This is a genomic window from Dyadobacter sp. SG02 (genome assembly GCF_900109045.1).
Lineage (GTDB): Bacteria > Bacteroidota > Bacteroidia > Cytophagales > Spirosomataceae > Dyadobacter.
Genome location: NZ_FNYL01000005.1, coordinates 118,595 through 142,894, shown reverse-complemented (window position 1 = coordinate 142,894; position 24,300 = coordinate 118,595). Strand labels below are relative to the sequence as shown.

Annotated in this window: 20 protein-coding genes; 4 read left to right on the top strand and 16 right to left on the bottom strand. The window is 49.8% G+C overall.

Annotated elements, in window-relative coordinates; translation table 11 throughout:
- Positions 1-2: 2 nt before the first annotated feature.
- Positions 3-1,466, bottom strand: a complete 1,464-nt coding sequence (locus tag BMW93_RS13505; RefSeq protein ID WP_090376648.1) for a DUF5691 domain-containing protein — start codon at positions 1,464-1,466, stop codon at positions 3-5.
- Entirely contained in the window at positions 1,463-2,776 is a 1,314-nt protein-coding gene (locus BMW93_RS13500) for an SWIM zinc finger domain-containing protein (protein ID WP_143061649.1), read from the bottom strand. The genes BMW93_RS13505 and BMW93_RS13500 overlap by 4 nt, the downstream gene beginning before the upstream one ends.
- A gap of 140 nt (positions 2,777-2,916) precedes the next feature.
- Here BMW93_RS13500 and BMW93_RS13495 point away from each other — a divergent pair, with 140 nt between their 5' ends.
- From BMW93_RS13495 to pgi, 3 genes are all read left to right on the top strand, one after another.
- Positions 2,917-4,122, top strand: coding sequence for a heparan-alpha-glucosaminide N-acetyltransferase domain-containing protein (locus BMW93_RS13495; protein ID WP_218147689.1), 1,206 nt, complete (start codon positions 2,917-2,919; stop codon positions 4,120-4,122).
- 68 nt (positions 4,123-4,190) lie between these two features.
- Positions 4,191-5,024 carry a sugar phosphate isomerase/epimerase gene (locus tag BMW93_RS13490; protein ID WP_090376642.1) on the top strand — a complete coding sequence of 278 codons (834 nt, stop codon included), beginning with the start codon at positions 4,191-4,193 and terminating at the stop codon, positions 5,022-5,024.
- An 81-nt stretch (positions 5,025-5,105) separates the two neighbouring features.
- Positions 5,106-6,755 carry a glucose-6-phosphate isomerase gene (gene pgi, locus BMW93_RS13485; protein WP_090376639.1) on the top strand — a complete coding sequence of 550 codons (1,650 nt, stop codon included), beginning with the start codon at positions 5,106-5,108 and terminating at the stop codon, positions 6,753-6,755.
- On the opposite strand, the gene BMW93_RS13480 is transcribed toward pgi, so the two are convergent.
- Positions 6,752-7,120, bottom strand: coding sequence for a VanZ family protein (locus BMW93_RS13480; RefSeq protein WP_090376636.1), 369 nt, complete (start codon positions 7,118-7,120; stop codon positions 6,752-6,754). The two genes, pgi and BMW93_RS13480, sit on opposite strands and share 4 nt — an antisense overlap.
- Before the next feature lie 190 nt (positions 7,121-7,310).
- On the opposite strand from BMW93_RS13480, the gene BMW93_RS13475 reads away from it, so the two are divergent.
- The gene (locus tag BMW93_RS13475) at positions 7,311-9,761 is read left to right on the top strand and encodes an alpha/beta hydrolase-fold protein (protein WP_090376633.1); all 2,451 of its coding nucleotides are present in this window, start codon (positions 7,311-7,313) and stop codon (positions 9,759-9,761) included.
- A gap of 298 nt (positions 9,762-10,059) precedes the next feature.
- Here the strand turns inward: BMW93_RS13475 and BMW93_RS13470 are convergent, their stop codons facing one another.
- From BMW93_RS13470 to BMW93_RS13410, 13 genes are all read right to left on the bottom strand, one after another.
- On the bottom strand, positions 10,060-10,878 hold the full coding sequence (locus BMW93_RS13470) for an SDR family oxidoreductase (protein ID WP_090376630.1): 819 nt from the start codon (positions 10,876-10,878) through the stop codon (positions 10,060-10,062).
- On the bottom strand, positions 10,875-11,090 hold the full coding sequence (locus BMW93_RS13465) for a hypothetical protein (RefSeq protein ID WP_090376627.1): 216 nt from the start codon (positions 11,088-11,090) through the stop codon (positions 10,875-10,877). The genes BMW93_RS13470 and BMW93_RS13465 overlap by 4 nt, the downstream gene beginning before the upstream one ends.
- A 187-nt stretch (positions 11,091-11,277) precedes the next feature.
- Positions 11,278-13,188, bottom strand: a complete 1,911-nt coding sequence (gene dnaK / locus BMW93_RS13460) for a molecular chaperone DnaK (protein WP_090376625.1) — start codon at positions 13,186-13,188, stop codon at positions 11,278-11,280.
- 163 nt (positions 13,189-13,351) lie between these two features.
- Positions 13,352-15,898 carry a phosphocholine-specific phospholipase C gene (locus BMW93_RS13455; protein WP_090376622.1) on the bottom strand — a complete coding sequence of 849 codons (2,547 nt, stop codon included), beginning with the start codon at positions 15,896-15,898 and terminating at the stop codon, positions 13,352-13,354.
- A 111-nt stretch (positions 15,899-16,009) separates the two neighbouring features.
- Entirely contained in the window at positions 16,010-16,537 is a 528-nt protein-coding gene (locus tag BMW93_RS13450) for a hypothetical protein (RefSeq protein ID WP_090376618.1), read from the bottom strand.
- A 94-nt stretch (positions 16,538-16,631) separates the two neighbouring features.
- Positions 16,632-16,976, bottom strand: a complete 345-nt coding sequence (gene rplT / locus BMW93_RS13445) for a 50S ribosomal protein L20 (protein WP_015810727.1) — start codon at positions 16,974-16,976, stop codon at positions 16,632-16,634.
- Positions 16,977-17,079: 103 nt separating this feature from the next.
- Positions 17,080-17,274, bottom strand: coding sequence for a 50S ribosomal protein L35 (gene rpmI / locus BMW93_RS13440; RefSeq protein WP_090376615.1), 195 nt, complete (start codon positions 17,272-17,274; stop codon positions 17,080-17,082).
- 136 nt (positions 17,275-17,410) lie between these two features.
- Complete coding sequence (gene infC / locus BMW93_RS13435) at positions 17,411-17,968, bottom strand: translation initiation factor IF-3 (protein WP_090376612.1); 558 nt, start codon at positions 17,966-17,968, stop codon at positions 17,411-17,413.
- Positions 17,969-18,078: 110 nt separating this feature from the next.
- Positions 18,079-20,022 carry a threonine--tRNA ligase gene (gene thrS, locus BMW93_RS13430; protein ID WP_090376609.1) on the bottom strand — a complete coding sequence of 648 codons (1,944 nt, stop codon included), beginning with the start codon at positions 20,020-20,022 and terminating at the stop codon, positions 18,079-18,081.
- A 61-nt stretch (positions 20,023-20,083) separates the two neighbouring features.
- Positions 20,084-21,283, bottom strand: a complete 1,200-nt coding sequence (locus BMW93_RS13425) for a lipopolysaccharide assembly protein LapB (RefSeq protein WP_090376606.1) — start codon at positions 21,281-21,283, stop codon at positions 20,084-20,086.
- Positions 21,284-21,289: 6 nt separating this feature from the next.
- A complete protein-coding gene (locus BMW93_RS13420) occupies positions 21,290-22,177 on the bottom strand; it encodes a class I SAM-dependent methyltransferase (protein ID WP_090376603.1) in 888 nt (295 codons plus the stop codon).
- 98 nt (positions 22,178-22,275) lie between these two features.
- Positions 22,276-23,856, bottom strand: coding sequence for a hypothetical protein (locus BMW93_RS13415; RefSeq protein WP_090376600.1), 1,581 nt, complete (start codon positions 23,854-23,856; stop codon positions 22,276-22,278).
- Complete coding sequence (locus BMW93_RS13410; RefSeq protein WP_090376597.1) at positions 23,843-24,256, bottom strand: EVE domain-containing protein; 414 nt, start codon at positions 24,254-24,256, stop codon at positions 23,843-23,845. The genes BMW93_RS13415 and BMW93_RS13410 overlap by 14 nt, the downstream gene beginning before the upstream one ends.
- Positions 24,257-24,300 lie beyond the last annotated feature (44 nt).

Genomic DNA, 24,300 nt, shown 5'->3' with positions numbered 1-24,300 from the left:
CTTTAAGCTATGTTTTTTTTGAGTTCTACCAGGCGCATCATTTCGGACATCTGGTTTTTGAAATATCTCAACTGGTAATCCTGACGCGGGTCTTCCGCGTATTTTTTCAGAACGGGCATGATGCCTGCCGGTAGTTGCAATGCAAGCCGTTGGTAAACAGGTTGTGTAATATGGTAAGGGAATTTCGACAGGTGGTCAAGCAACTGTTCCGCCAGTCGGATAGGCAATGGCGAGTAAGCATCGTCCAGCAAGTAGGCAAACAGGTTCGAGGCATTACCGTTCAGGAATTGCAGATAGAATGGCAAGCGCTCGACAGGCGTCAGCGCGTTCAGTAGGCCGATGTCCCTGGCGTCGCCCCGGTGCAGTAACGCCAGCGCCCAGGCTTTGTTCCGGAACTGCACCGCCGCGGACGTGAGGAATGGTAGCAATGCTTTGGCGGCGGGATGTTCGAGGAACAATCCAATTGATTGTTGATCAGTAAGTTCCATGCTTTCGGAAAGCGCGGCCGGGTCTATCGCCGATAGTAATTGCCCGGCGATAAACACATGGTCCTGAACACCTTTTTCGGTACTGACTCTCTCCACACCGGTTTTGAAAATACTTTCATCGGGCATTACGGCATCGGAAATGACCAGCTTCTTTTTCTTCGTTACCAGTAAATGCCGTTCCTCCTGCACCCCGATCATCCGGAGGAGCCATTCGAAATGGCTACGGTTCACCGCCGAGCCCTGGATCTGCCGAAGCATTCCAACAACAGTTTCCCGCACTTTCTGACTCTTGTCGGTCAGGAGCTTTTGAAGAAACGGCTCGTCTGAGAGCGAAAGCCCATCGTTCAACAGTTGCAGAAATGCCAGCCGGTTATTGGCATTTTCCTGGCTCAATGTGCCTTCCAGCAACGCAATGGCCGCATTCGGATCAGTTTTGCGCAATGCGGTTAAGAATGTCTTCCTGCTTTCGGTCGAGCCTGTTTCCCACACATTTTCCTCATCCCGCGTGCCATCCCGCAACACCTTCCATTGCGGATTCAGGTCGCAAAGCCATTGGCCCGTCATACCACAAATACCCAGTAACTGCTCCTTGTCGTTCTTTCTTTCAAGCGCCTTGTTGAGCAAGGCAGGAACCAGTTGTGGCTGAACCACTTCGTTCCGTTGTACAATCCTGAATACGAGAAATCCGAACAATACATCGTTCTGGTCCTTCATCGCCGATTGCAACAACGCAGCGAGCTGGCCGGTAACAACCGTCCGCGATTCGGCGGGGCATTCGGGTAAATGGGCATCTATGGTAACCGGTTTAGTACCCGCTTCTTCATAAATGATAGAAGTAAACGCCATTTTAAGGAAACGATCCTCTTTGCTGGTCGGCAAGGCATTTATTCTGGTATAAATTTCCGGCGCCTCCTTCGATATGTCCGGCATATGCCTGTCGGTGCCCAGCAATGCGGCCTTCAATATTTCTGTATTCATGATTTGAGGAAAATACCTTGCCGGTTTGCCGATATGAAATGTAAATCGAACTGGCCCTGCTCGCAAACGCCAAAGGCTGAAAACCGGCGCCCACCGGAAAACGCGAGCATATTCCAGCATTCGTCTTCGGGATTCGCTATGGGAACGCTCAGCCCTTCAAGGTCAGTCACAAACCATCGATCGTTCGCGAAAGTCGCCCTGATGCCTTCGATCATAAATGGTATCTGTTCTGTAAACGGGTTTTGGCTTAATGTACCTGAAATGTTTTTGTATATGGTTGAAAATGAATCGGGTATGTCAATTTGTCCCGGATGGCCTGTCACAGGGCGTTGTTGTCGTATCATCGCACGCATTGGCACGGAGGCGGGGTAGTACACGATATCGGCGTCTATTTGAATGCCCGGTACAAGCATCGTTTGGTAGGGTTGATTTCCGGCGTAAAAATTCAATAGCAATGCGAAGCGACTGCTTCCGAGACCGTACAGCCATATCCGTTCCGTAGTCACATTGCCCTCGTCCGACATCGTCACCGACAGCACGATCCAGTGATCCGTAACGGGTTCGGTTTGTAAAACTTCCTCTTTCGGAATCGTCCAGCCAATCAGCGTTGCAATGTCGCGGGCAGTCGCAGCCGGAAGGCTATCGCGATTAGTATAACCCTCCGAGATGATGTAAAGTGCTGATAATCTTTTCAAAAGCTGCTTTTGCCATCCTTCGTTGAAAAAGTTGATCTGATTGATCTGCCGGAGTTGACCGGCCAGTCCGCCTGCCTGGGCGTCGACCATCCGGGCGGTAATGTTGTTGTGAAACTGGTACGCCTGCTGAGGTACCTGTGCGATGCCTGCGCGTATGACGTCGCTCAGCCAGGCGCGCAATTCTTCCATGCCGCCAGCCACCTTCTTCTCCCGCGATTCCACGCGTTTGGCGCGGGCGGTTTCGTCCACCGGTTTTTCCTCTTTGGTTTCCTGCGTTGTTTCGCGGGCTTGTCGTTTGGAAAGCCATTCTGAAACGTAAGCAGGCATTTCCTGGGTTACGTGAAATGTTCCCTGATCTTCGGCATATAGTAAAAACAACCCCAAACCGTGCTTGCACGGAAACTTCCTGCTGGGACAGTTGCATTTGAATGCAATATTGGTCAAATCGATGGCGGTCTGATAAGGATTCCTGCCGCTGCCCTGGCATTCTCCCCAGATAGCCAGCTCGTTAGCAGCCCTGACCATCCATTTCCCCGGGGTAGCCAGCTGCCGGCCTGCTTTTGCGGAAGCGTCGTCGGGTGCAAGTTGAAGGATCTGTTCGCGGTTATATTGCATTAAAAAAATAATGTTCTCTGATTCGAAAATCAAAAATAGGTAATGCAGGGAATAAAAGAAGACAAATGTGCATACGTACATTCTCTGCGATCAGAAGGGGAAAAAGCACTATATTAGGTCTTCCTAAACCAAACATTTTGATGATGCCCCCTTATTCCCCCTCGCTCCGCCTGGATTCGATCGACGTATTCAGGGCGGTCACCATGTTTTTAATGATTTTTGTGAACGACCTGTGGACGCTCGAAGACGTTCCCGACTGGTTGAAGCACAGTAAAGCAGCGGAAGATGCCATGGGTCTTTCGGACGTCGTATTTCCCGGTTTTCTGTTTATCGTCGGCCTTTCGATTCCCTTCGCCATTGCCAACCGCAAGAAGAAAGGCGATTCTGATGCATTGATTATCAGGCATATCGCCGAGCGAACGTTCGCATTGTTGCTCATGGGCGTATTCATTGTAAACTATGAAAACATCGCGGGCGAAGCGATGATTGTGAGTAAATATGTCTGGGAAATCGGGATGGTGATCGCCTTTTTGCTGATCTGGAATGTTTACCCCGATAACCCTGAAAAGAAAGGACTTTACACAGCTTTGAAAGTTGCGGGTTATCTGTTACTCGTGGGGCTGGCCGTGATTTACAAAGGTGGCGATGTGGAGAATCCGTCGTGGATGGAGACGCATTGGTATGGTATCCTGGGGCTGATCGGCTGGTCGTACCTGCTGGGCGCGCTCGCGTACCTGCCCACGCGCGACCGCCTCACGTGGGCGATTGCGGGCTGGCTGTTTTTTGTACTCTTCAACCTCGCCGCGTTCGCCGGTATGCTCGGTTTTCTCGACCCGGTAAAAAAGTACGTATGGATTGTCGGCAGCGGGTCCATGCCTGCTTTTGTGATGGGGGGCGTCGTGGCTTCGGTCATTTATAGGAACAATGCGGGCCGTAACGCGATTGGAAGTACTTTTCTCGCGATACTGATTGTTTTGGGAGTGCTATCCCTTGTGTATGGTTTTGGTACCCGGCCGTTTTGGGGTATTTCAAAAATCAGGGCCACACCTGCCTGGGTAGGCGTCTGTTCGGGGATCAGCTTTTTGGCTTTTGCGTTCCTGTTCTGGCTGGTCGATTTAAAAAAGATCAAAAGCTGGGCGAACGTGATCAAACCCGCCGGAACCGCCACACTCACCTGCTACCTTATTCCTTATATATGGTATGCCATCATTACGCTGGCGGGTATCAGCCTGCCGATGTACCTGCGCACGGGATGGATCGGACTTGTAAAGTCCGCCTGTTTCTCGTTGCTCGTGATATTGCTCACGGGCGCCATTAACCGCGTTGGGATAAAACTTAAGATTTGAGTGGATAGGTGGTAAATCCGCGACTCTTCGTCTTTTACCTGTACAGTATTTAATTTAATATAAACAGAATGAATTCGAGAAGAACATTTGTCAAGAAAGGCATCGCCGGACTGATGGCCGGCAGCTTCATTTCGCTTCCGGAGCAAAGCAATGCAGCCACGGCTAAAAAGGAGGATACTTTCAAGCTTGGTATGGCCGGTTACAGTTTTGTGCATTTCAAACTCGACGAGGCGCTCGAAATGATGAAGAAGACAGATGTTCATTATTTGTGTATCAAGGATTTCCATTTGCCCTACAATAGTACCGCCGAGCAGATCACTGCATTTCACCAGAAGTTGAAAGACGCGGGCGTGACTGGTTACGCGGTCGGCCCGATTTATACCAAAACTCACCAGGAGATCGACAATGCATTCGATTATGCCAAACGGGTAGGGGTGGACCTGATTGTCGGTATTCCGAATCACGACGACCTGAAATATGTGGAGCAAAAAGTGAAGGAGTACAATATCCGCTACGCGATCCATAACCACGGGCCGGAGGATAAGTTGTATCCCAATGCGACTTCGGTATACAATCACGTGAAGGACCTCGACCCGCGCGTGGGGCTCTGTTTTGATATGGGCCACAACCGCCGCGACAACCAGGACTCGGTGGCGGATCTGGGTAAATACAGCAAACGCATTTTTGACATTCACCTCAAAAATGTGACGGCCGCGACGAAGGATGGCAAGACCTGCGAATTGGGACGAGGAATTATTGATATTCCTGCATTTGTAAAAATGCTCCGTAAAGTGAAATACACCGGGTCGTGCAGCCTTGAATATGAGAAAGATATGAAGGAACCACTGGCCGGGATCGCCGAGTCGGTGGGGTATTTCCGGGGAGTTTGCCAGGCGAGTTAATGCGAAAAACGCGCATTAAGTGCCGTAAAACCCTATTTTTGCATGACCAAGGTTTGATTTTTTACCATAACGCCTGAAACAATGCTATCAAACGTCCCCTTTGATCAGTTGGCGGCTTATAAAAAGCTGAAAACGCATCACAAAACCATTTCGCAAAAGCATTTAAAGACCCTTTTCGAAGAAGACACCGACCGCCATAAGAAGTTCTCTATCCGTTTCGGGGATATATTACTGGATTATTCCAAAAACCGCATTACCTCCCGTACGCGCTCGTACCTGGTCCAGCTCGCCGAAGAGGCTGGTCTGGCAGAGGCGATCGAGGCGATGTTCACTGGCGCGAAGATCAATGCGACCGAAGGACGTGCCGTTTTGCATACTGCATTGCGGAACCGTTCCAATGAGCCCGTGCTCGTGGATGGCAAGGATGTCATGCCCGATGTGAACGAGGTACTCGCGAAAATGAAAGATTTTTCGACACGGGTAAGATCGGGTGCGTGGAAAGGTTATACCGGAAAGGAAATCACCGACATCGTAAATATCGGTATCGGCGGTAGCGACCTGGGCCCCGTAATGGTGACCGAGGCGTTGAAAGCCTACGCGAAGAATGGATTGAATGTGCATTTCGTCTCGAACGTGGACGGTACGCATATTGCTGAAACCGTGAAGTCGCTGAACCCGGAAACGACGTTGTTCATGATCGCTTCGAAAACTTTCACTACCCAGGAAACAATGGCGAATGCGCACAGCGCGCGCAGCTGGTTCCTGGAAAAAGCTTCGGATGAAGGGCATGTTAAAAAGCATTTCGTCGCGATTTCGACCAACCGTTCGGAAGTTGAGAAATTTGGTATCGATCCCGAAAACATGTTTGGGTTCTGGGATTGGGTAGGAGGCCGTTACTCGCTGTGGTCGGCAATCGGTTTGTCGATTGCATGCTACGTAGGTTTCCAGAATTTCGAACAACTGCTCGCGGGCGCACACGAGATGGACAAGCATTTCCGTACAACCAAGCTGGAACGCAATATTCCGGTGATCCTCGCATTGATCGGGATCTGGTACAACGATTTCTTCGACGCGCAAACGCAGGCGATCCTTCCTTACGACCAATACATGCACCGTTTCGCGGCTTACTTCCAGCAAGGTGATATGGAAAGTAACGGAAAGAGCACAGGTCGCGACGGCAAGGCGGTAGGTTACCAAACTGGTCCGGTGATCTGGGGCGAGCCGGGTACCAATGGCCAGCACGCATTTTACCAGTTGATCCACCAGGGAACCAAACTGATCCCTTGCGATTTTATCGCTCCGGCTGTTAGCCACAATCCCCTGGGCGAGCACCACAAAATGTTGCTATCCAATTTCTTCGCACAAACCGAAGCGTTGATGAATGGTAAGACCGACGAGGAAGTGCGCGCCGAATTGAAAGCAGCCGGAAAGAGCGATGCGGAGATCGGGCAGATCGCGCCATTCAAAGTTTTCTCGGGTAACCGCCCTACCAACTCGATCCTCGTAAAGAAGATCACCCCGAAAGTGCTGGGCAGCCTGATCGCGATGTACGAACACAAGATTTTCGTGCAAGGGATCATCTGGAACATTTACAGTTTCGACCAATGGGGTGTTGAACTCGGCAAGCAGCTTGCTAACAAAATTTACCCCGAGTTGCAAAATGACTGGCCGGTTACCAACCACGACAGTTCGACCAACGGTTTGATCAACCAATACAAACGCTGGCGTTAGTTTTTCAGCACCAGTTTTGTAAAAAGATAACCGATTAATACACCAGCAGCATCTGCCACGGCGTCCCACCAGTCAAAAGTGCGGTCAAAAGGCAGAAGCTGCTGGTAAAATTCCAGCCCCAGCCCGTAAGCCATCCCAAGTCCTACCACGAAGCGGCTTTTTTCAGGGTAAATAATCAGCGCGAGAATCGCCCATACCGTAAAGAGTCCCGAGTGGACAATTTTATCAAAACCTAAGACGGGTGCCGCAGGCAGATCTTTGCCCGGCCAAGTGCACGCAACCAAGATTAGAAAACTCCATAACCAGATAAGCCATTGACGTTGAGCAATAAATTGAATTGTCGATTGTGAAAATTTTGAGGTCATAGTTGTGAGTTTGTACACCGAAAGTTACGTTTGATTTTTTTAATTCTGATTGCGTGATCGTTAAAAATGGGCTATTTGAGCCACATTTAAGCACATTTCTGGTTAATCATGAGTTAATTAAAAATTATGGCCATTATTATTAATATTTTTTATTAAGTTTAGTTTTTATCAAATCACTAAACCTCTTTCGATGAAAAGGATTTTTGCGACACTCTCATTACTATTTGTTTTTTCTCAAAACCAGGCGCAGTCTGTTTACCATTTTGAGGACGGGCTGGCCGTCGGGCCGTGTCACCAGTATGGACGGGAAGCTTTGTACACCGACCAGCTGGCTTACCAACTTTACAAAGGTACGCTCAAACCGCAAGAAGGAAGTATTTTATTGACCGATCCCAAAGCGGGAGAAGTGAAATGGAAGAAAGTACAGGCTGATTCGACACACCGTTTTCGCGGCGACTCTTTTTCGAACGGTTATGTGTATTTAACCTATGAATCTAAAAAAGAGCAAACGGCCATTCTGACAATTACAGGGCAGGACATGATTTTCCTGAATGGCGTGCCGCGCGGCGGAGATATGTACCGGTATGGCTGGATGCATTTGCCGGTTATTCTGAAAAAAGGGAAGAACGAAATTTACGCAAGAGTAGCGCGGTTCGGTCGGTTCGGCGGCATTACCGCCAATCTGACTTTTCCCGAAAAGTCGGTTTCCATTAATACAGAGGATCTTACGATTTCCGATGTAGTTCCAGGTTTCAAAAACGACTCGCTCTGGACGGGCGTAGTTGTTTCAAACATGACCAAAAAGGCATTGACCGGTCTGGAAATGAAAACCACTGTGGCCGGAAAGGGTATTGTTACCAAACTGCCTTCGGTTCCTGCTATGACATTGCGCAAAGTAGGCGTGCTTATTGACGGCAGCGGCGTAACTGGTGTGGGGAAAAACGAGGTTTCGCTCAGCCTGCTACAAGGCGGCAGGGTTACCGATCAGTCGAAAATCGCGATCCAGTCGGTAGAGGCGGGGAAGCAATACAGCCGCACATTTGTGAGCGAGCTGGACGGCAGCGTGCAGTACTTTGCCGTTTCGCCGCAAATTAAAGGCGGCCCGGATGCCCAACCGGCGCTCTTTTTCTCGGTGCATGGTGCAGAGGTTCAGGCGATTAGCCAGGCACGTGCTTATAAGCCGAAAGATTGGGGTGTGTTGGTAGCGCCTACAAACCGCCGTCCGCGTGGCTTCAACTGGGAGGATTGGGGCAGGATGGATGCATTGGAGGTACTGGGTATCGCGAAGAAGCAATTCAATCCGGATCCATCGCGTATATATTTGACCGGTCATTCGATGGGCGGGCACGGTACCTGGTTCCTGGGTGCAACTTATCCCGAAAAATGGGCGGCGATCGCGCCATCGGCCGGGTACCCGACACTGGCCGCGTATGGTTCCCACGACGGCGTAATTCCGGATAGTGCGGGGTCGCCGGTTGAAGCTATGTTGCTGAGAGCCAGTAATCCAAGTAATGTTCTGGCACTCACATCCAATTACAAAAGCCTGGGCGTGTACGTCGCGCACGGGGACGCGGACAGGACTGTACCCGTTACGTACGCGCGCCAGATGCGCGACATTCTCGGAAAATTCCACCGTGATTTCAGCTATTACGAACACATTGGCGGGGAGCATTGGTATGGTGATATCAGTGTAGACTGGCCGCCGATCTTTAACTTTTTTAGCTGGCATTCTATTCCGAAGGATACTACCGTCACTTCTATCGATTTCAAAACGGCGAACCCCGGTGTTTCCTCCCGCATGCGCTGGGTAGGCGTGCATCAGCAGGTTAATGCATTGAAGTACAGCCGTATCCAGCTTGTCAGTAGCAAAAAGGATTTGAAAATAGAGGGTACCACCGAGAATGTGGCATTACTTTTACTGGATCTCGCGGCCTTTGCGGCTGGTTCAAAATTGAAGATTGTGCTGGACGGGAAACCGCAGGTTGAGTATGCGGTGAAGGGAAATGAAACCATTTATCTGAAAAACGATGGCGATTGGAAACTGGCGACGGCGCCTGCGGCTACTGAGAAGAACCCGGACCGGAGCGGCACATTGAAAGATGCATTCAGAAACCGTATGGTGTATGTGTACGCGACGGGCGGTAGCGCCGAAGAAAAAGCCTGGGCATTTGAAAAGGCGACGTTCGACGCCGAATCGTGGTACTACCGCGGTAACGGTGCGGTGGATATTGTTTCGGATAAAGACTTTGATCCACAGCAGTTTAAAGACAGGGGTGTAATCCTCTATGGTAACAAAAACACGAACCTTGCCTGGGATAAGGTGTTGAAAGACTGTCCGGTAACCGTCACGAGCGGGAAGATCGATGTAGGAGGGAAGGAGTTTGCAGGCAACGATCTGGCCGCCTATTTTATTTACCCAAGGTCGGATAGCAAGACTGCATCGGTAACCGTCATTTCGGGAACGGGCAAGGCCGGTTTTCAGGCAGCTAATGCCAATCAGTATTTCAGCGGCGGCAGTGGTTTTCCCGATTTGATGATATTCTCAGCGGATATGTTGAAGAACGGGATCAAAGAGGTGAAAATGTCCGGATTCTTCGGTAACGACTGGTCGGTTGAGCGCGGGGAGTTTGTGACGCAGTGATGGTCAGGTGTGGTCAAGTTTGGTCAGGTGTTGTCAGGTGTGGTCAAGTTTGGTCAGGTGTTGTCAAGCGTAGTCAGGTGTGGTCAAGTTTGGTCAGGAATGGTTGGTTGATTGATGGAATGGTTACCGATTATTCAATAGCCAGCTTACAAAAAAACGTCAGGCATAACCGCCTGACGTTTTTTATTGGCCTAATGACAATCCCTGACCGCACTTGACCAAAAATGACAAATCCTGACTACACTTGACTATCCCTGACCACACTTGACCAATAATGACAAATCCTGACTACACTTGACTATCCATTGTCGGCAAACTCGGGGTACAGCGTCATGCCGCCATCGATATATAATGTCTCACCATTTACATAATCGGAATCATCCGATGCGAGCCAGGCGACCGCCTTCGCAACATCTTGCGCAGTTCCAATTCTTTTGTACGGAATCAGGTGCAGCAGGTCCTGGTATTTCTGCGGGTCCGACCATACTTCCTTATTGATGGGCGTTTTGATTGCGCCGGGGCTTACCGAGTTTACGCGGATTTTGTGTGGCGCAAGCTCCTGCGATATGGATTTCATGAACATCATGATCCCGCCTTTCGAGGCAGCGTAGTTGACATGCCCCGCCCAGGGAATCACATCATGCACGGAACTCATCAGTATGATTTTGCCGATCGCCAGTTCGCTGTGATTCGGCTCGTTAACTGACTGTTGCTGAGCGATAAACTGCCTCGCTGCTTCACGACAGGCGAGGAACTGTCCCGTCAGGTTGACGTCGATTACCTTTTGCCACTGCTCCAACGTCATTTCCAGAAACGACGAATCTTTTTGCAAACCCGCATTGCTGACAAGTACATCGACACGTCCGAACTGGTTGACCGTTTCGGCAAAAAGTGCCTTCACTTCATCCTCCTTACTCACGTCGGCTTTGACCAGAATGGCGCTTCCGCCATTGGCCTTGATTTCGTCGACTACTTCCTGGCCGGCGGCTGCATTGGAACTATAATTCACAACCACATGCGCGCCGTTGTTACCGAAATGCAATGCACACGCTTTACCGATCCCGGAACTGGATCCCGTAACGATGACGACCTGACCTTTGAATTTCAGTTCGATCATATCATTTCTTTTTCAACAGCTTTTAATTTTTTCCAAACGCGGCGGTTGATATTTTTGACCGCCCAATTTTTCGCAATCAGAATTGCCTTGGAAACCGCCTCACGTGGGGAAATGTTTGTTGATCTTAAAAGTTCCTGAGCGACGGCCACCGCTTTTTCGCGGGTAGTGGGAGATAAGTACATTAATTCTGGTAATGCGATTCTTGCGTCCATAGGAGATAAATTTTTGAGTGGTTTGATTAGATTGATGAAGATTTGTTTTGATTTGAAAAAATCAGTGCCAGTGATTTAACGGCTGATTTTCTATTTTTATATACGCTATGTCACCCCAAAATGTAACACTGCGTGTAAAAAAAATCCCCATCTGTTTAACGGACGGGGATTTTTTCTAATCTCATTCTTATTTCACTTCTTCGAAATTGACGTCCGTCACATCGTCAGTCGAACCGTTGTTGCCAGCGCCCGCACCAGGATTTCCGGTTGGGTCACCTGCACCTGGTTGACCTTCGCCACCTTGCGCATACATTTCCTGAGCGGAAGCCTGCCATGCGGCATTCAGTTTCTCCGATGCAGCGTCGATAGCTGTAATATCCTGAGACTGGTGAGCCGTTTTCAGTTCTGCCAATGCAGCTTCGATGCTCGATTTGTTGCTGTCAGAAAGTTTGTCACCATATTCTTTCAACTGTTTTTCAGTCGAGAAGATCAGGCTGTCAGCTCCGTTGATTTTTTCGATTTTCTCACGTTCCGCTTTGTCAGCAGCTTCGTTAGCTTTCGCTTCTTCACGCATTCTGGTGATTTCCTCGTCGGTCAAACCGCTGGAAGCTTCGATACGGATCTTCTGCTCTTTGCCGGTTCCTTTGTCTTTCGCGGAAACGTGCAGGATACCGTTCGCATCCACGTCGAATGTCACTTCGATCTGAGGTACTCCGCGTTGTGCCGGTGGGATGTCTGCCAGGTGGAAACGACCGAGTGTACGGTTGTTCGAGGCCTGCGGACGCTCGCCTTGCAACACGTGGATTTCCACAGAAGGTTGATTATCAGCAGCAGTCGAGAATGTTTCAGTTTTCTTCGAAGGAATAGTAGTGTTCGCTTCGATCAGCTTGGTGAACACACCACCCAATGTTTCGATACCGAGAGACAAAGGAATAACGTCCAAAAGAAGTACGTCTTTCACTTCGCCGGTGAGTACACCACCCTGGATTGCAGCACCTACGGCCACAGCTTCGTCAGGGTTAACGTTTTTCGAAGGTTTTTTACCAAAGAATTTCTCAACTTCTTCCTGTACGCGAGGGATACGCGTCGAGCCACCTACGAGGATCACTTCATCGATGTCGCTGTTCGAATAGTTCGCGTTTTTCATCGCTCTCTTGCAAGGCTCCATCATACGTTGGAACAGAGAATCAGCGAGTTGCTCGAATTTCGCACGGGTCAAAGTGCGAACCAGGTGTTTTGGAATACCGTCCACCGGGAAGATATATGGCAGGTTGATTTCAGTCTGAGCGGAGCTCGACAATTCAACTTTCGCTTTTTCGGCAGCTTCTTTCAAACGCTGCAATGCCATAGGATCTTTTCTCAGGTCTACGCCTTCGTCTTTCACGAATTCGTCGGCCAACCAGTTGATAATCACCTGGTCGAAGTCGTCACCACCCAGGTGGGTATCACCGTCGGTAGATTTTACTTCGAATACACCGTCGCCCAGTTCAAGGATGGATACGTCGAAAGTACCACCACCCAAGTCGAACACGGCAATTTTCATATCCTTGTGCTGTTTGTCGAGGCCGTAAGCCAGGGCGGCAGCAGTAGGTTCGTTGATGATCCGTTTTACATCCAGACCGGCAATCTGCCCAGCTTCTTTGGTAGCCTGACGTTCCGCATCGTTAAAATAGGCAGGAACGGTGATCACCGCTTCGGTAACTTCCTGACCCAGATAGTCTTCCGCAGTTTGTCTCATTTTTTGAAGAATGAATGCAGAAACTTCCTGTGGTGTGTAAAGGCGGTCACCGATAGGAATGCGCGGGGTATTGTTGGGGCCTTTTTCTACGCTGTACGCAACGGTCTTCATTTCAGACGTTGTGTCATCGTATTTTTTACCCATGAAACGTTTGATGGAGCTAATAGTATGCTTGGGATTCGTAATCGCCTGACGTTTGGCCGGTGCTCCGATTTTGCGTTCACCATTATCCATGAAAGCAACTACGGAAGGGGTAGTGCGGGCACCTTCGCTGTTGGCTATTACAACCGGCTCGTTACCCTCCATGACAGCCACGCAGGAGTTCGTTGTTCCTAAGTCTATGCCAATAATTTTTCCCATTTTTCTATTTTATAAGTTAAGTATGATTTGATTCTGGACTTCGGACCGGTCTTTTCGGCCGGTCACTGGGAGTTCTATTAAAAACCCCGTACCAGCAACTTTCCTATAAAACAGGAATGACAAAGTGTCAGGCCAAATATCGGCCTGACACTGGGAGCAGGTATCAGCTCATCATCTGGCCCATGTAAGGGTCGCTCTGGCTCGCAGCGCCGGTTTCGACGTGGCCCGCAAACCGGGAGAATGCATTTTCAGAGCCCTCGATCGCGACCGTGAAATCGTACCAATTGAAGCTTTTCGCGAGGTTAAGCACGATAGTCTTGTTCGATTTAGAACCGGCAGGGGCTTTTTCAAGTGTAATGCTTTGAACAGCAGCACCATAAGCATTGTCGGTGATCTTCAAAACTGCTTTTTGGCTGGGATGCAGGTTGCTGATTCTCAATTCTATATGACCAGTCGGTTTTTTGCTGCGGTCGAGCTGGTAGGCACATTCTACTTTCAAAAGGCCGGTCTCTTTGTTGCCATTGTATTCGCGCAAGAAGCCATTCGGGCCGTACACCTTTAAATGATAATGCTGATTTTCGAAATCGGCGAGTTGGAAGGAGCCGGTTAACGCATCTCCTGCTTTCACCGCATAATTCCAGACTTTCACATTTTCGTTTTTGTATTTTCCCGGGGCATACACGATAAATGGCGAACCGGCAGATTTGTCGTGAAATATGCCATTTCTGGCTTCCAGCTTAATTTCAAATGCATTTTTGGCAGAGTTAAACGCGCCGTCAGCATATAATTCATACGGGATGGCACATGCAGGGCGAGTTCCTTTTTCCTGGTTAGGCAAAATAGGGGAGGTAAGCGGGTTACTGTTCACCTCTTCGATCTCGCCTTTGGATAATGCCTTATAACCATTCGGAAGTTTTTTAAACTTCGCGTTGAAAATGCTTTCCATGAATTCTTCCCTTTCCAGGAAGGTAGGCAGCTTGATTTCCTGGCCGTCGTAAGGCGTGAAGGTCGAGGTAAGGTCGCCGCAAATGGTCCGCCGCCATTCGGTGATATTCGTTTCCTTCACCTGTTTGCCCGATTTCAGGCTCACAAATTTTTCAAGGAACTGTAAAATGGAAGTATGGTCAAATACCTCCGAACATACATTACCGCCCCGGTTCCATGGTGAAGCTACGATCAGCGGCACCCGGTAACCCAGGCCGATCGGGCTTTCGCGGCATTCCTCTTTCTTTTTCTTTTGCATATCCTGCTCCAACGTCACGAATTCCGTCTTGCAATCGATGCCCGCGGAAACGGCGCCGGTGTCTTCCTTGTAAGGGTTCGGCACCACATATGGCGGCACGTGATCGAAATAGCCGTCGTTTTCATCGTAACAGAGAATGAAAATCGTCTTTTTCCAAACCTCGGGGTCCGCTGTCAGTATATCGATTACCTCCGAAACATACCACGCACCATACCACGGCGCGCCCGGGTGGTCGGAGAAGTTTTCAGGCGCAACCAGCCAGGATACGGTCGGTAATGCGCCGGTTTTTACATCGGAACGGAATTGATGAAGCGTGTCGCCCATCGGCGCCTTGGCCTCGTGTTCGATATCGCCGTCGTGGTATTTTACCGTGGTGATCTTCCGATAGTCCGGATCATTCTTGTTGACGGTGAATGCCTTGTTGTGAATATTCTTCTGGCGTTGGGACAATTGTTCAAACTTTTCAGGGCTCCAACGGATCAGTTCTTCATTTGCCAGTTTCAGCAAAGCACGTTTCTCTTTTAATACTTTTTCAAGATCAGCGGCTTCCTTGCCCGAAAGGTCTTTCAACTTCGCCTGCGCCGCCTCGATCTCGCCGGGCAGCATTTGCTGACGTTCCTTTAAATAACGCTGATATCCCGTGTGATAACGAATATTGTACTGGGTGAACCATTCAATCGGGTTGTCGGTGAAATTGGCAAGCCATGCATCTTCCTCACCAGTGAAACCTGTATTGATACTCAGCTCATTCTGGTAAATCCGCCACGAAATGCCGTTGTCCTCCAAACGTTCCGGGAATGTCGTCCAGGACGCCTCGCGGTCGTCGGTCACGTTCTCATTGCGAATGTTTGCGTAATGCTTGTTGGGATCGGTGTTTTCACGGACGTTGCCCGTCCATAGGTAAAGCCGGTTAGGCGTCGTGCCGGTGAGCGAGGAGCAAAAATTCTGATCGCAAACCGTGAACGCATCCGCCATTGCATAATAGAAAGGAATATCCTCGCGGTTGTAAAAGCCTTGGGTTAAAGGCATTTTGGCGTAATCCTTGTTGCCTGGCTGCTTGGCAATGAGCCACTTATCGTACTTCCCGTCGTTGCGTGCGTCCACCTGGTTGGGCCACGAATGCGGAAGAGAGCCCATCCAGGTCGCTTTGGATTCCTTGATATTCAACCGGAATGGCGCGTAGGTTTCGCCGAATGCGTTGGTTTGCAGCCAGACGAGGTTATTGTTCGGCAGGGTGATGGCCCGCGGATCGTTGAAACCGCGCACACCACGGAGCGTTCCGTAGGAATGATCGAACGAGCGGTTTTCCTGCATGAGTATGACCACATGCTCGGCATCTTTCCAGGTCGTGCCCTTGGGCGGATTGATGGCCAGTGCTTTCTGAATGGAAGCGGGTAGGGTGCTGAACAATCCGGCCGCTCCTGTGAGCATGGTGGCTTTCCGGATAAATTCTCTTCTTGAGTCCATGGGTAAGGTGAGTTATTAAAAGGAAAAAGGGCTTTTACGATAGTACATCATTTTGTGCAAATGTACTATCGTTTCAAAGCCCTTACTTTAATCTGCTGTTATTCTTTGCAATTACTTTCCGCCAAAGAGGCCGCCCAGCATTCCGCCAAGGTCGATACCACCGGAAGCCGGTTTGCCGCCTTGTTGCTCGTTACCACCGCCGAACAGGCCACCGCCCATTTGAATGAGTGATCCGAGATCGAAGCCACCAGCTCCATTACCTGCACCGCCAGCACCGCCTCCGCCGTTCAACTGACCGATTACCGCGCCAAGTACTCCCGGTAACACCGAGTTTACAATGCTTCCGGCCACCTGGCTGTTCAACCCGAATTTCTGAACGATGGCGCCGATTGCATTGGTCGCGATGGATGCGACGATTGGATTGTTGAGCAACGATGCGGCCGAGGTACCGCTCTCACCGCCGAAAAGGCTCATCAGCCCGCCAATGTTGCCGCTTTGTACCTGCTCCTGCAAGCCACCGGTGATGGAGCTCGTTAATGTGTTTATCACTTCCTCGTTGTGCTCGTTGGGCACAGCGGGATTTTGAACGACAGCTTGTTGAGAATTTTGTTGTACGAGGTCGAAGAGTTGTTCGAGCATTTCTATTTGGTTTTGAGGTACGATAAGTTGATTGTCGCCTGCAATATCCAAATTTTATGCAAAAAAAATCCCGCCGGAGAGGCGGGATGCTGTTTTATTTTACTTGATCAACGATCGCTTTGAATGCGTCAGGATGGTTCATCGCGAGATCCGCTAGCACTTTCCTGTTTAGCTCGATGCCTTTTGCATTAAGTTTGCCGATGAAAGCAGAATAAGACAATCCGTGCTGACGGGTTCCTGCGTTGATACGCTGAATCCACAATGCGCGGAAATTACGTTTCTTCTGTTTACGGCCTTCGTATGCGTAAGCCAAACCGCGCTCAACGGCGTTCTTGGCAACGGTCCATACATTTTTGCGACGGCCGAAATAGCCTTTCGCGAGTTTTAAAACTTTTTTACGTCTTGCACGTGACGCAACGTGATTTACTGAACGTGGCATAATTTAACTGTTTTTGATAATCGGCGCTCTGCTGAGACTTTAATGCCTTCTATCGGGTTGAACAAAAAACCAGAATTTAATTTCTGAATTGGCTTTTTACGGATTATTTCCGAAGCATTGCCAATACTTGCTTCTCGTTAGACACATCGATCAGACCAGTCTTAACCAAACCACGCTTGCGCTTGTTCGATTTTTTGGTCAGGATGTGGCTGTGGAAAGCGTGCTTACGTTTGATTTTTCCGGTGCCAGTCAGCGCGAAACGCTTTTTAGCCCCAGAGTTGGTTTTCATTTTAGGCATGATTCAAAAAACTAATAGTTGATAAAATATAAAACAGCCCGCAAAATTAGCCATAATCTCTACAAAATAAAAATCGTGTCCCCGACAAGACGCCGAAAACACGATTTTCTATCGATATGCTTTGCGAATAAGCGTATTATTTAGCGCCTTTTGCAGGTGCGGGAGCGAGGATGATCGTCATCCGTTTTCCTTCCAGCTTAGGTTCCATTTCCAGCTTGCCGTATTCAGACAATGCTTCGGAAAATTTCTTCAAAAGGTTCACACCGCGTTCTTTGAAGACGATCGTACGCCCTACAAAATGCACGTATGCTTTCACTTTCGAACCTTCTTTCAGAAAGTTGGTCGCATGCTTCAATTTGAAATCGAAGTCGTGGTCGTCCGTGTTCGGGCCGAAACGGATTTCCTTGATAACCACTTTCTGCGCTTTCGCCTTGATCTCCTTTTGTTTCTTTTTCTGCTCGTATTTGAACTTCGAGTAGTCAACCACTTTGCAGACTGGTGGAACCGCTGTTGGTGCAATCTCCACTAGGTCAAGCCCTTGTGCCTTTGCCAAAGCTCGGGCGGTATTGATATCGACGATGCCCGGCTCGATATTTTCGCCGACCAATCGTACTTCTTTTGCTGTAATTCGTTCGTTAATTTTGTAAGGTTCTTCGGGAATCCTCATCCGTCCACTAGGGGGTCTTAATGCCATATAATTCGTATTGGTGTTTTTTTGTTTTTGGTGGAAATCGAAAAAATTAACACTAGCTCCACAAAAATAGTGCCTTATTGCTGGAATAATACTAAAATCTTACAAAAACATCAAGCAATGGCGGCTTCCTTTTTGAAAAATGCGGCGAACTCCTCGATCGTCATACTTCCTAAATCGCCCTCACCTTTGCGGCGTACCGACAGCTTTCCTTCTGCCGCTTCCTTCTCGCCCACGATGAGCATGAACGGCACTTTGGTAACTTCCGCATCCCGGATTTTCCGTCCGATCTTTTCATCGCGGTGGTCTACAAACCCGCGAATGTCATGATCCTGCAACTGGAAGAACACATCCTCCGCATAATCAGCGAATTTCTCCGAGATCGGCAGAATGGCGATCTGGTCCGGCGAGAGCCACAACGGGAACTGGCCTGCGGTGTTTTCGATCAGAATCGCGATAAAACGCTCCATTGAACCAAACGGCGCACGGTGGATCATCACGGGTTGATGCTTCTGGTTGTCGGAACCGGTGTATTCCAGACCGAAACGCTTCGGCATCTGGTAGTCGACCTGGATCGTACCAAGCTGCCATTTGCGGCCCAATGCGTCACGTACCATGAAGTCGAGCTTCGGGCCGTAGAATGCGGCTTCTCCGAGTTCGGTCACGGTTTTAAGACCACGTTCAGCGGCTGCTTCCACGATCGCATTCTCCGCCTTTTCCCAATCCTCGTCTTTCCCGATGTACTTCACTTTATCGTTAGGATCGCGAAGTGACACCTGGGCACTGTAATCGTCAAATCCAAGAGATTTGAATACATACAATACGAGATCGATCACACGGATAAACTCTTCTTTCACCTGGTCGGGGCGGCAGAAAATATGGGCATCGTCCTGCGTGAACCCGCGTACACGGGTCAAACCGTGTAGCTCGCCACTTTGCTCGTACCGGTATACTGTTCCAAACTCCGAGAACCGCAGCGGCAAATCCTTGTAGGAGCGGGGAGAAGTCTTGTAAATCTCGCAGTGGTGCGGGCAGTTCATCGGTTTCAGCAGGTACTCTTCGCCCGGGTTAGGGGTTTTAATGGGTTGGAAAGAATCCTTGCCATATTTTTCCCAGTGTCCCGAAGTAACGTACAGCTCTTTGCTACCAATATTGGGCGTTACCACGGGTGTGTAACCCGCGCGCGACTGCGCCTTGCTCAGGAACGCCTGCAAGCGCTCGCGCAGCATGGCACCTTTCGGCAACCAAAGCGGCAAACCTTGTCCTACCTTTTCCGAGAATGCAAAAAGCTCCAACTCCTTGCCAAGGCGGCGGTGGTCACGTTTTTTAGCTTCCTCCATCAGGGTTACGTACTCTTCCAGCTCTTTCTGTTTTGGAAAGGTAATGCCGTAAATGCGGGTCAACATCTTGTTTTCCTGCTTGTTACGCCAGTATGCGCCTGCGATATTGGTTAGTTTGGCGGCTTTGATGAAACCGGTATTCGGGATATGCGGCCCGCGGCAGAGGTCGGTAAACCCGCCTTGCTCATATAACGTAATGGAGCCGTCTTCCAGCCCGTCGATCAGTTCCAGCTTGTACTCGTCGCCTTTTTGGGTAAAGTATTCCAAAGCTTCGGCTTTGCTGATCGGCTTGCGGATATATTCGTTTTTCTGGCGCGCCAGTTCCAGCATTTTCGCTTCGATTTTCGGGAAATCTTCCTGCGAAATGGTCTGTCCGCCCAAGTCCACATCATAGTAAAAGCCCTTTTCGATCGAAGGCCCCGTTCCGAATTTGATTCCCGGATACAGCGCTTCCAATGCTTCGGCCAGCAAGTGGGCCGAAGAGTGCCAGAACGTAGCTTTACCGTCTTCGTCGTTCCACGTCAGCAGTTTTACCAGGGAGTCCTCCGTGATCTGGCGCGTAGGGTCCCAGACTTCATTATTGACTTTGGCAGCTATCACATTTCGTGCAAGCCCTTCACTGATACTGAGCGCGATTTCGAGAGCGGTTACCCCTTTTGGGTAAAAACGTTCGCTACCATCGGGCAGGGTAATTTTTACTTGAGACTCGTCTTTCATTCAAAAAAATAATTCTGTGACTATGGTTCAATGGCAATGCGGCAAGCCGCAAAACACAAAGCTATTCAATTTTAGCTTTGCGCGATGAGTCCACGCGGATATTTGTAGTACCACGCGGTTGGATAATATTAATTTTAACCCGCGCCGTATCGAGTAATTTGTATCCCTGGTTGGTATTTTCCTCAGGATAGTAGGAGGGGTAGAGCCCTTCCGACTCGATTTTCCGGATGCGGAACATGCCGTAACGTGCATCCTGGTCGCCCGGGGCGATCGTCAGGGACGTCTCGTAATAGGTTTTGGCCAGGTCCAGTTCGCCGCTTTTTTCGTAGGCATAACCCAGCATATTGTTGATTTCCTTTGATTGCGGTTTCTTTCTCAAAAGCGTTTTCAAGGCCGGGATCGCCTGCGGGTAGGCGCGGAGCTGCATGGCGACCGTCGCGAGCTGGTTGAGCGCTTCGTCGTAATCCGGCTGGATCGCTACCGCTTTTTGGTAGAAGATCAATGCAGTATCCGGCTGGGCCAATGCATTCAGGATTTCTCCTCTTCCGAAAAACAGGCTCGCGCGCTCGGGAAAACGTTGCAGCGCTCTTTCGTTAATAGCGAGCGCCTCGGCCGTATTTTTCAGTTTGAGATTGATCATCGTACCCTGCTCGTAGGCGCGCAGCAGCCTCGGATTCACGTTCATCGCATAGTTAAGGCTCGATAAACTAGCCAGCGAATCGCCCTGCTTTGCCTGCAACATTCCTTTCACGTAATAGGCCGACCCGTCGTAAGGGGCCATTTTCAATGCCTGGTTGAGGTACCCTGCCGCTTCGCCGAAACGGTTTTTGGCTTGCAGAATATCCGCAATCAATATGTATAGCTCGGGGCTGCTCTGCTGCAATGCTTCCGCACGTTGCGCATCTTCCAGCGCATTGTCGATCTTACCGAGCTCGCGGTTGATCTTGCCGCGCAGGAGGAAATATTCGCTTACGTTATCCTGCTCGTAAATAGATTCGTTAATGTCGTCCAGCGCCTGCGCGTATTGCTCGCGCTCAAAGTAAATGCGGGCCCTTTTGAAATAATTCAGGTCCGAATCGATTCCCCGGTTAATCAGGTCGGTGAGCGACAGCAGGGCGTCGTTCTGCCATTGTGCCTTGCCTTTTTTGATCACGGGCGGGATGCGCGTGGACGTGCGTGCGTCGCTCTGGCACGACTGTTCAAGCCCACCGAGCGCGATGAGTAATGCAAATGGTAAATATTTCAGATTGTCAGACTTCATTCGCCTCTAAACATTCTGGTCTGAAAAACGCGAAAATACGCCCAGCGGCAGCTTTTTGCCAAACGAATCGGGGATGAAGAGTTCGCCGAACTCGTGTTTGATCTCCGTTCCGAAATGCGCCTTGATCAGGTTTTCGACGATCAACGCCGAGAAACCAAGCGAGTACAGGTTAATGATGAAAAAGAAGTTTTTCTCCTTTAATAACAGTGCACACAGCCTCAGCAGTTCATTCAAACTCTCTTCCAAAAGCCACTTCTCACCGTCAGGCCCGCGTCCGTATGCGGGAGGATCGAGAATGAGGCCATTGTATTTGTTACCGCGACGAACCTCGCGCTGCACGAATTTCAATGCATCTTCAACCACCCAGCGGATATTGCTCAGCCCGCTGAGGTCCATATTCTCGCGCGACCAGCTGATCACCTGTTTCACCGAATCGACGTGTGTGACATCCGCGCCGACGGCTTTGGCTGCCAGCGAGGCAATGCCGGTATAGGCAAAGAGGTTCAGTACCGACGGCTTTTCCTCGGGCATTTGTTTCAAAGTCCGCGCGATGAAATCCCAGTTGGTAGCCTGCTCGGGGAACACACCCACGTGTTTGAAGGACGACAATGCGAGCTTGGTACGCAAATGCAGTTCCTTGGTCCGGTATTGGAATACCCATTTATCGGGCATATCGCCCTTGGTGATCCATTGGCCCTTTTCCTGCGAATTCTTATCCTTTTTGAAAACCGCATTCGAGCGCTTGTCCCATTCGGCCTCCGAAAGCGATTTGTCCCAGATGGCCTGTGGCTCGGGGCGCGAAAGAATGTAAGGGCCGAATTTTTCGAGCTTCTCAAATCCGCCGCTATCGATCAGTTGGTAGTCGGTATGTTGGTCTGGTGAAAGTAGTATCAAGGTGGTGTTGGTTTAAATTTTTGACCATGGACAATAGATCATCGACCATGGCTGCATTCTGGTGTAGCGTACCATGGTCGATGGTCTGCTATCCATGGTCAATAAGAAATCTTGTTCAAATAAAACACATTCCGCCGTCCCCGCGTGTTCGGGTCGCCCGCGGCGTTCACAATGCGTTGTTCGCCCCAGGCGAGGTAGAAGTTGTCGTACCAGTAGTCGATATCGTCGGTGCTGGTTTTCCGGACTTTGTCGCCTTCGACGTAGGTATCGTTCGGGATCACACGGTCGCTGTCGATCACCTGGTCGCCTTTGATGATCTTGCTGCGAATGGCGCCGTTGTGACTGTAAATCAGTTTGGAATTTCCGTTTGTAAAGGATTGTACCTTAATCTTTTCCTTCAATTCCATGCTTTTTACATTGTCGAAACTAATGCTGTTGTCCCAAAGCAGGTTACCGTTCTGGTCCACGTCGGCCACGACCGCGTGCGTGTACGTGAAGCCGTCGAACACCTGCGAGTTGTAGCCGCGGCCACCATACATCGGGTTCCAGAGGTACGGATTGTAAAGCCCCATCCCGAATGGATAACCATAGCCGCCGTACCCGTAACCGAAACCGCCCATCATGCTCGGGTTCTGATAGCGGTATTCGGGGTAAAAGACCTCCGCTACGAGAAGGAAATTGTTGGTTTTGGGGACAATATCATGTACTAAAAGGCGGTAGTTCAGTTTCAGGTCGTCGCCGCTTTCCTTTTTCTTACGGATACGCTTCTCCATTTTCTCCTGCTGGCGGTCGCTGAGGAAGTTGAAGAAGTTTTTGAAATCGGTGAAACTGTGGTATTTGGTGAAAACGGTCTCGTCACCAACGATTTTGCTGATATACAAACCCTGCGAAGCCGCTACCGTGCTGCTTTGCATATTCCGGTAGCCATAAGTACCGATCACAATGCGAACAGAATCATTCAGGACTTGCAAACGACCGCTGAGTAACGAGAAATCATCTTCCGGCTCGACGCTTACCTGCGTATATAACTCGCCGGTTTCTTCATAGGAGCGCGCCACGATCTTGGTCTGGCGGCCTTTTTTAACCGCGAAACATACATTCACCAAATGCTGCGCCGTGTCCACTTCGACGGTCTGAATAGCGTTAGATCCTTTAATGGCCGAAGGTAACACCCTGGTTTGCTGGGTAGTAAGCTGGGTGTGGATCAAAACCGGCTCGTTACGCACCATTCCGGCCATGAAAACGGAATAACCAAGCGTCTTGAAATCGGTGATCTCGAAACGGTCGACGGTATTAATGGTAAAAGTCTCTACGAAACCCGGGCCGACATTTACCTTTACAATCTGGTACAAAGAGCTCCGGTATTTGCTGAAAAGCAGGAAAACGGCCTGCCCGTCGTAGGAGGAAGCGATGTAATCGAGGTTCGATTCGATCGGGCCGTCGATGGACCACACCCGTTCGAGGTTCGTATCGAATTTCTGGACATTGAACGTGCCTTTGTCGGGCTTGGAAATGAGCAGTACGCCCTGTTTGCCAAGCGGCACAGCCTGATAGGCAGTGTTACCGGGCAAAGGAAGTTCAATCCGTTTCACTCCCTGGGCGAATACCGGCGTGCCGAAGACGCCCAGGAAGAGTAACGGTAAGACCAGCCGAAAAACGGATCGCTTATTTTTTGTCATGTGCCAGGGCAACGATATGGTCGAATTCTTCGCGTTTGACCGGAACGACGGACAGTCTCGACAAACGAACGAGATCCATTTGTTTCAGGAGCTCATCCTTCTTGATCTGCGCAAGCGTAACGGTACCGGGAAATTTCTCAACGGGAACGAGGTTCACCACCACCCATCCCGGTTCGTCGGTAGTGGGGTCCGGGTAATGTTCCTTTGAAACCTTGGCCAGCCCAACGACCTCCTTGCCCTCGTTGCTGTGGTAAAACAGCACGGGGTCGCCTACTTTCATTGCCATCAGGTTGTTGCGTGCGGCGTAGTTACGGACGCCGTCCCACATCCCTTCACCCTCGGCAACGAGGTGGTCCCAGGAGTATTTAAATGGTTCTGATTTTACAAGCCAATGGTTCATTCGTGAATTTTTGTAATGGTAATAGTTAAAATGTTAATCTTTCT

What these genes read in the sequence shown, in the direction of transcription:
- BMW93_RS13505 (WP_090376648.1), bottom strand. Translation starts at nt 1,466, where the DNA reads ATGAATACAGAAATATTGAAGGCCGCATTGCTGGGCACCGACAGGCAT.
- BMW93_RS13500 (WP_143061649.1), bottom strand. Translation starts at nt 2,776, where the DNA reads ATGCAATATAACCGCGAACAGATCCTTCAACTTGCACCCGACGACGCT.
- BMW93_RS13495 (WP_218147689.1), top strand. Translation starts at nt 2,917, where the DNA reads ATGATGCCCCCTTATTCCCCCTCGCTCCGCCTGGATTCGATCGACGTA.
- BMW93_RS13490 (WP_090376642.1), top strand. Translation starts at nt 4,191, where the DNA reads ATGAATTCGAGAAGAACATTTGTCAAGAAAGGCATCGCCGGACTGATG.
- pgi (WP_090376639.1), top strand. Translation starts at nt 5,106, where the DNA reads ATGCTATCAAACGTCCCCTTTGATCAGTTGGCGGCTTATAAAAAGCTG.
- BMW93_RS13480 (WP_090376636.1), bottom strand. Translation starts at nt 7,120, where the DNA reads ATGACCTCAAAATTTTCACAATCGACAATTCAATTTATTGCTCAACGT.
- BMW93_RS13475 (WP_090376633.1), top strand. Translation starts at nt 7,311, where the DNA reads ATGAAAAGGATTTTTGCGACACTCTCATTACTATTTGTTTTTTCTCAA.
- BMW93_RS13470 (WP_090376630.1), bottom strand. Translation starts at nt 10,878, where the DNA reads ATGATCGAACTGAAATTCAAAGGTCAGGTCGTCATCGTTACGGGATCC.
- BMW93_RS13465 (WP_090376627.1), bottom strand. Translation starts at nt 11,090, where the DNA reads ATGGACGCAAGAATCGCATTACCAGAATTAATGTACTTATCTCCCACT.
- dnaK (WP_090376625.1), bottom strand. Translation starts at nt 13,188, where the DNA reads ATGGGAAAAATTATTGGCATAGACTTAGGAACAACGAACTCCTGCGTG.
- BMW93_RS13455 (WP_090376622.1), bottom strand. Translation starts at nt 15,898, where the DNA reads ATGGACTCAAGAAGAGAATTTATCCGGAAAGCCACCATGCTCACAGGA.
- BMW93_RS13450 (WP_090376618.1), bottom strand. Translation starts at nt 16,537, where the DNA reads ATGCTCGAACAACTCTTCGACCTCGTACAACAAAATTCTCAACAAGCT.
- rplT (WP_015810727.1), bottom strand. Translation starts at nt 16,976, where the DNA reads ATGCCACGTTCAGTAAATCACGTTGCGTCACGTGCAAGACGTAAAAAA.
- rpmI (WP_090376615.1), bottom strand. Translation starts at nt 17,274, where the DNA reads ATGCCTAAAATGAAAACCAACTCTGGGGCTAAAAAGCGTTTCGCGCTG.
- infC (WP_090376612.1), bottom strand. Translation starts at nt 17,968, where the DNA reads ATGGCATTAAGACCCCCTAGTGGACGGATGAGGATTCCCGAAGAACCT.
- thrS (WP_090376609.1), bottom strand. Translation starts at nt 20,022, where the DNA reads ATGAAAGACGAGTCTCAAGTAAAAATTACCCTGCCCGATGGTAGCGAA.
- BMW93_RS13425 (WP_090376606.1), bottom strand. Translation starts at nt 21,283, where the DNA reads ATGAAGTCTGACAATCTGAAATATTTACCATTTGCATTACTCATCGCG.
- BMW93_RS13415 (WP_090376600.1), bottom strand. Translation starts at nt 23,856, where the DNA reads ATGACAAAAAATAAGCGATCCGTTTTTCGGCTGGTCTTACCGTTACTC.
- BMW93_RS13410 (WP_090376597.1), bottom strand. Translation starts at nt 24,256, where the DNA reads ATGAACCATTGGCTTGTAAAATCAGAACCATTTAAATACTCCTGGGAC.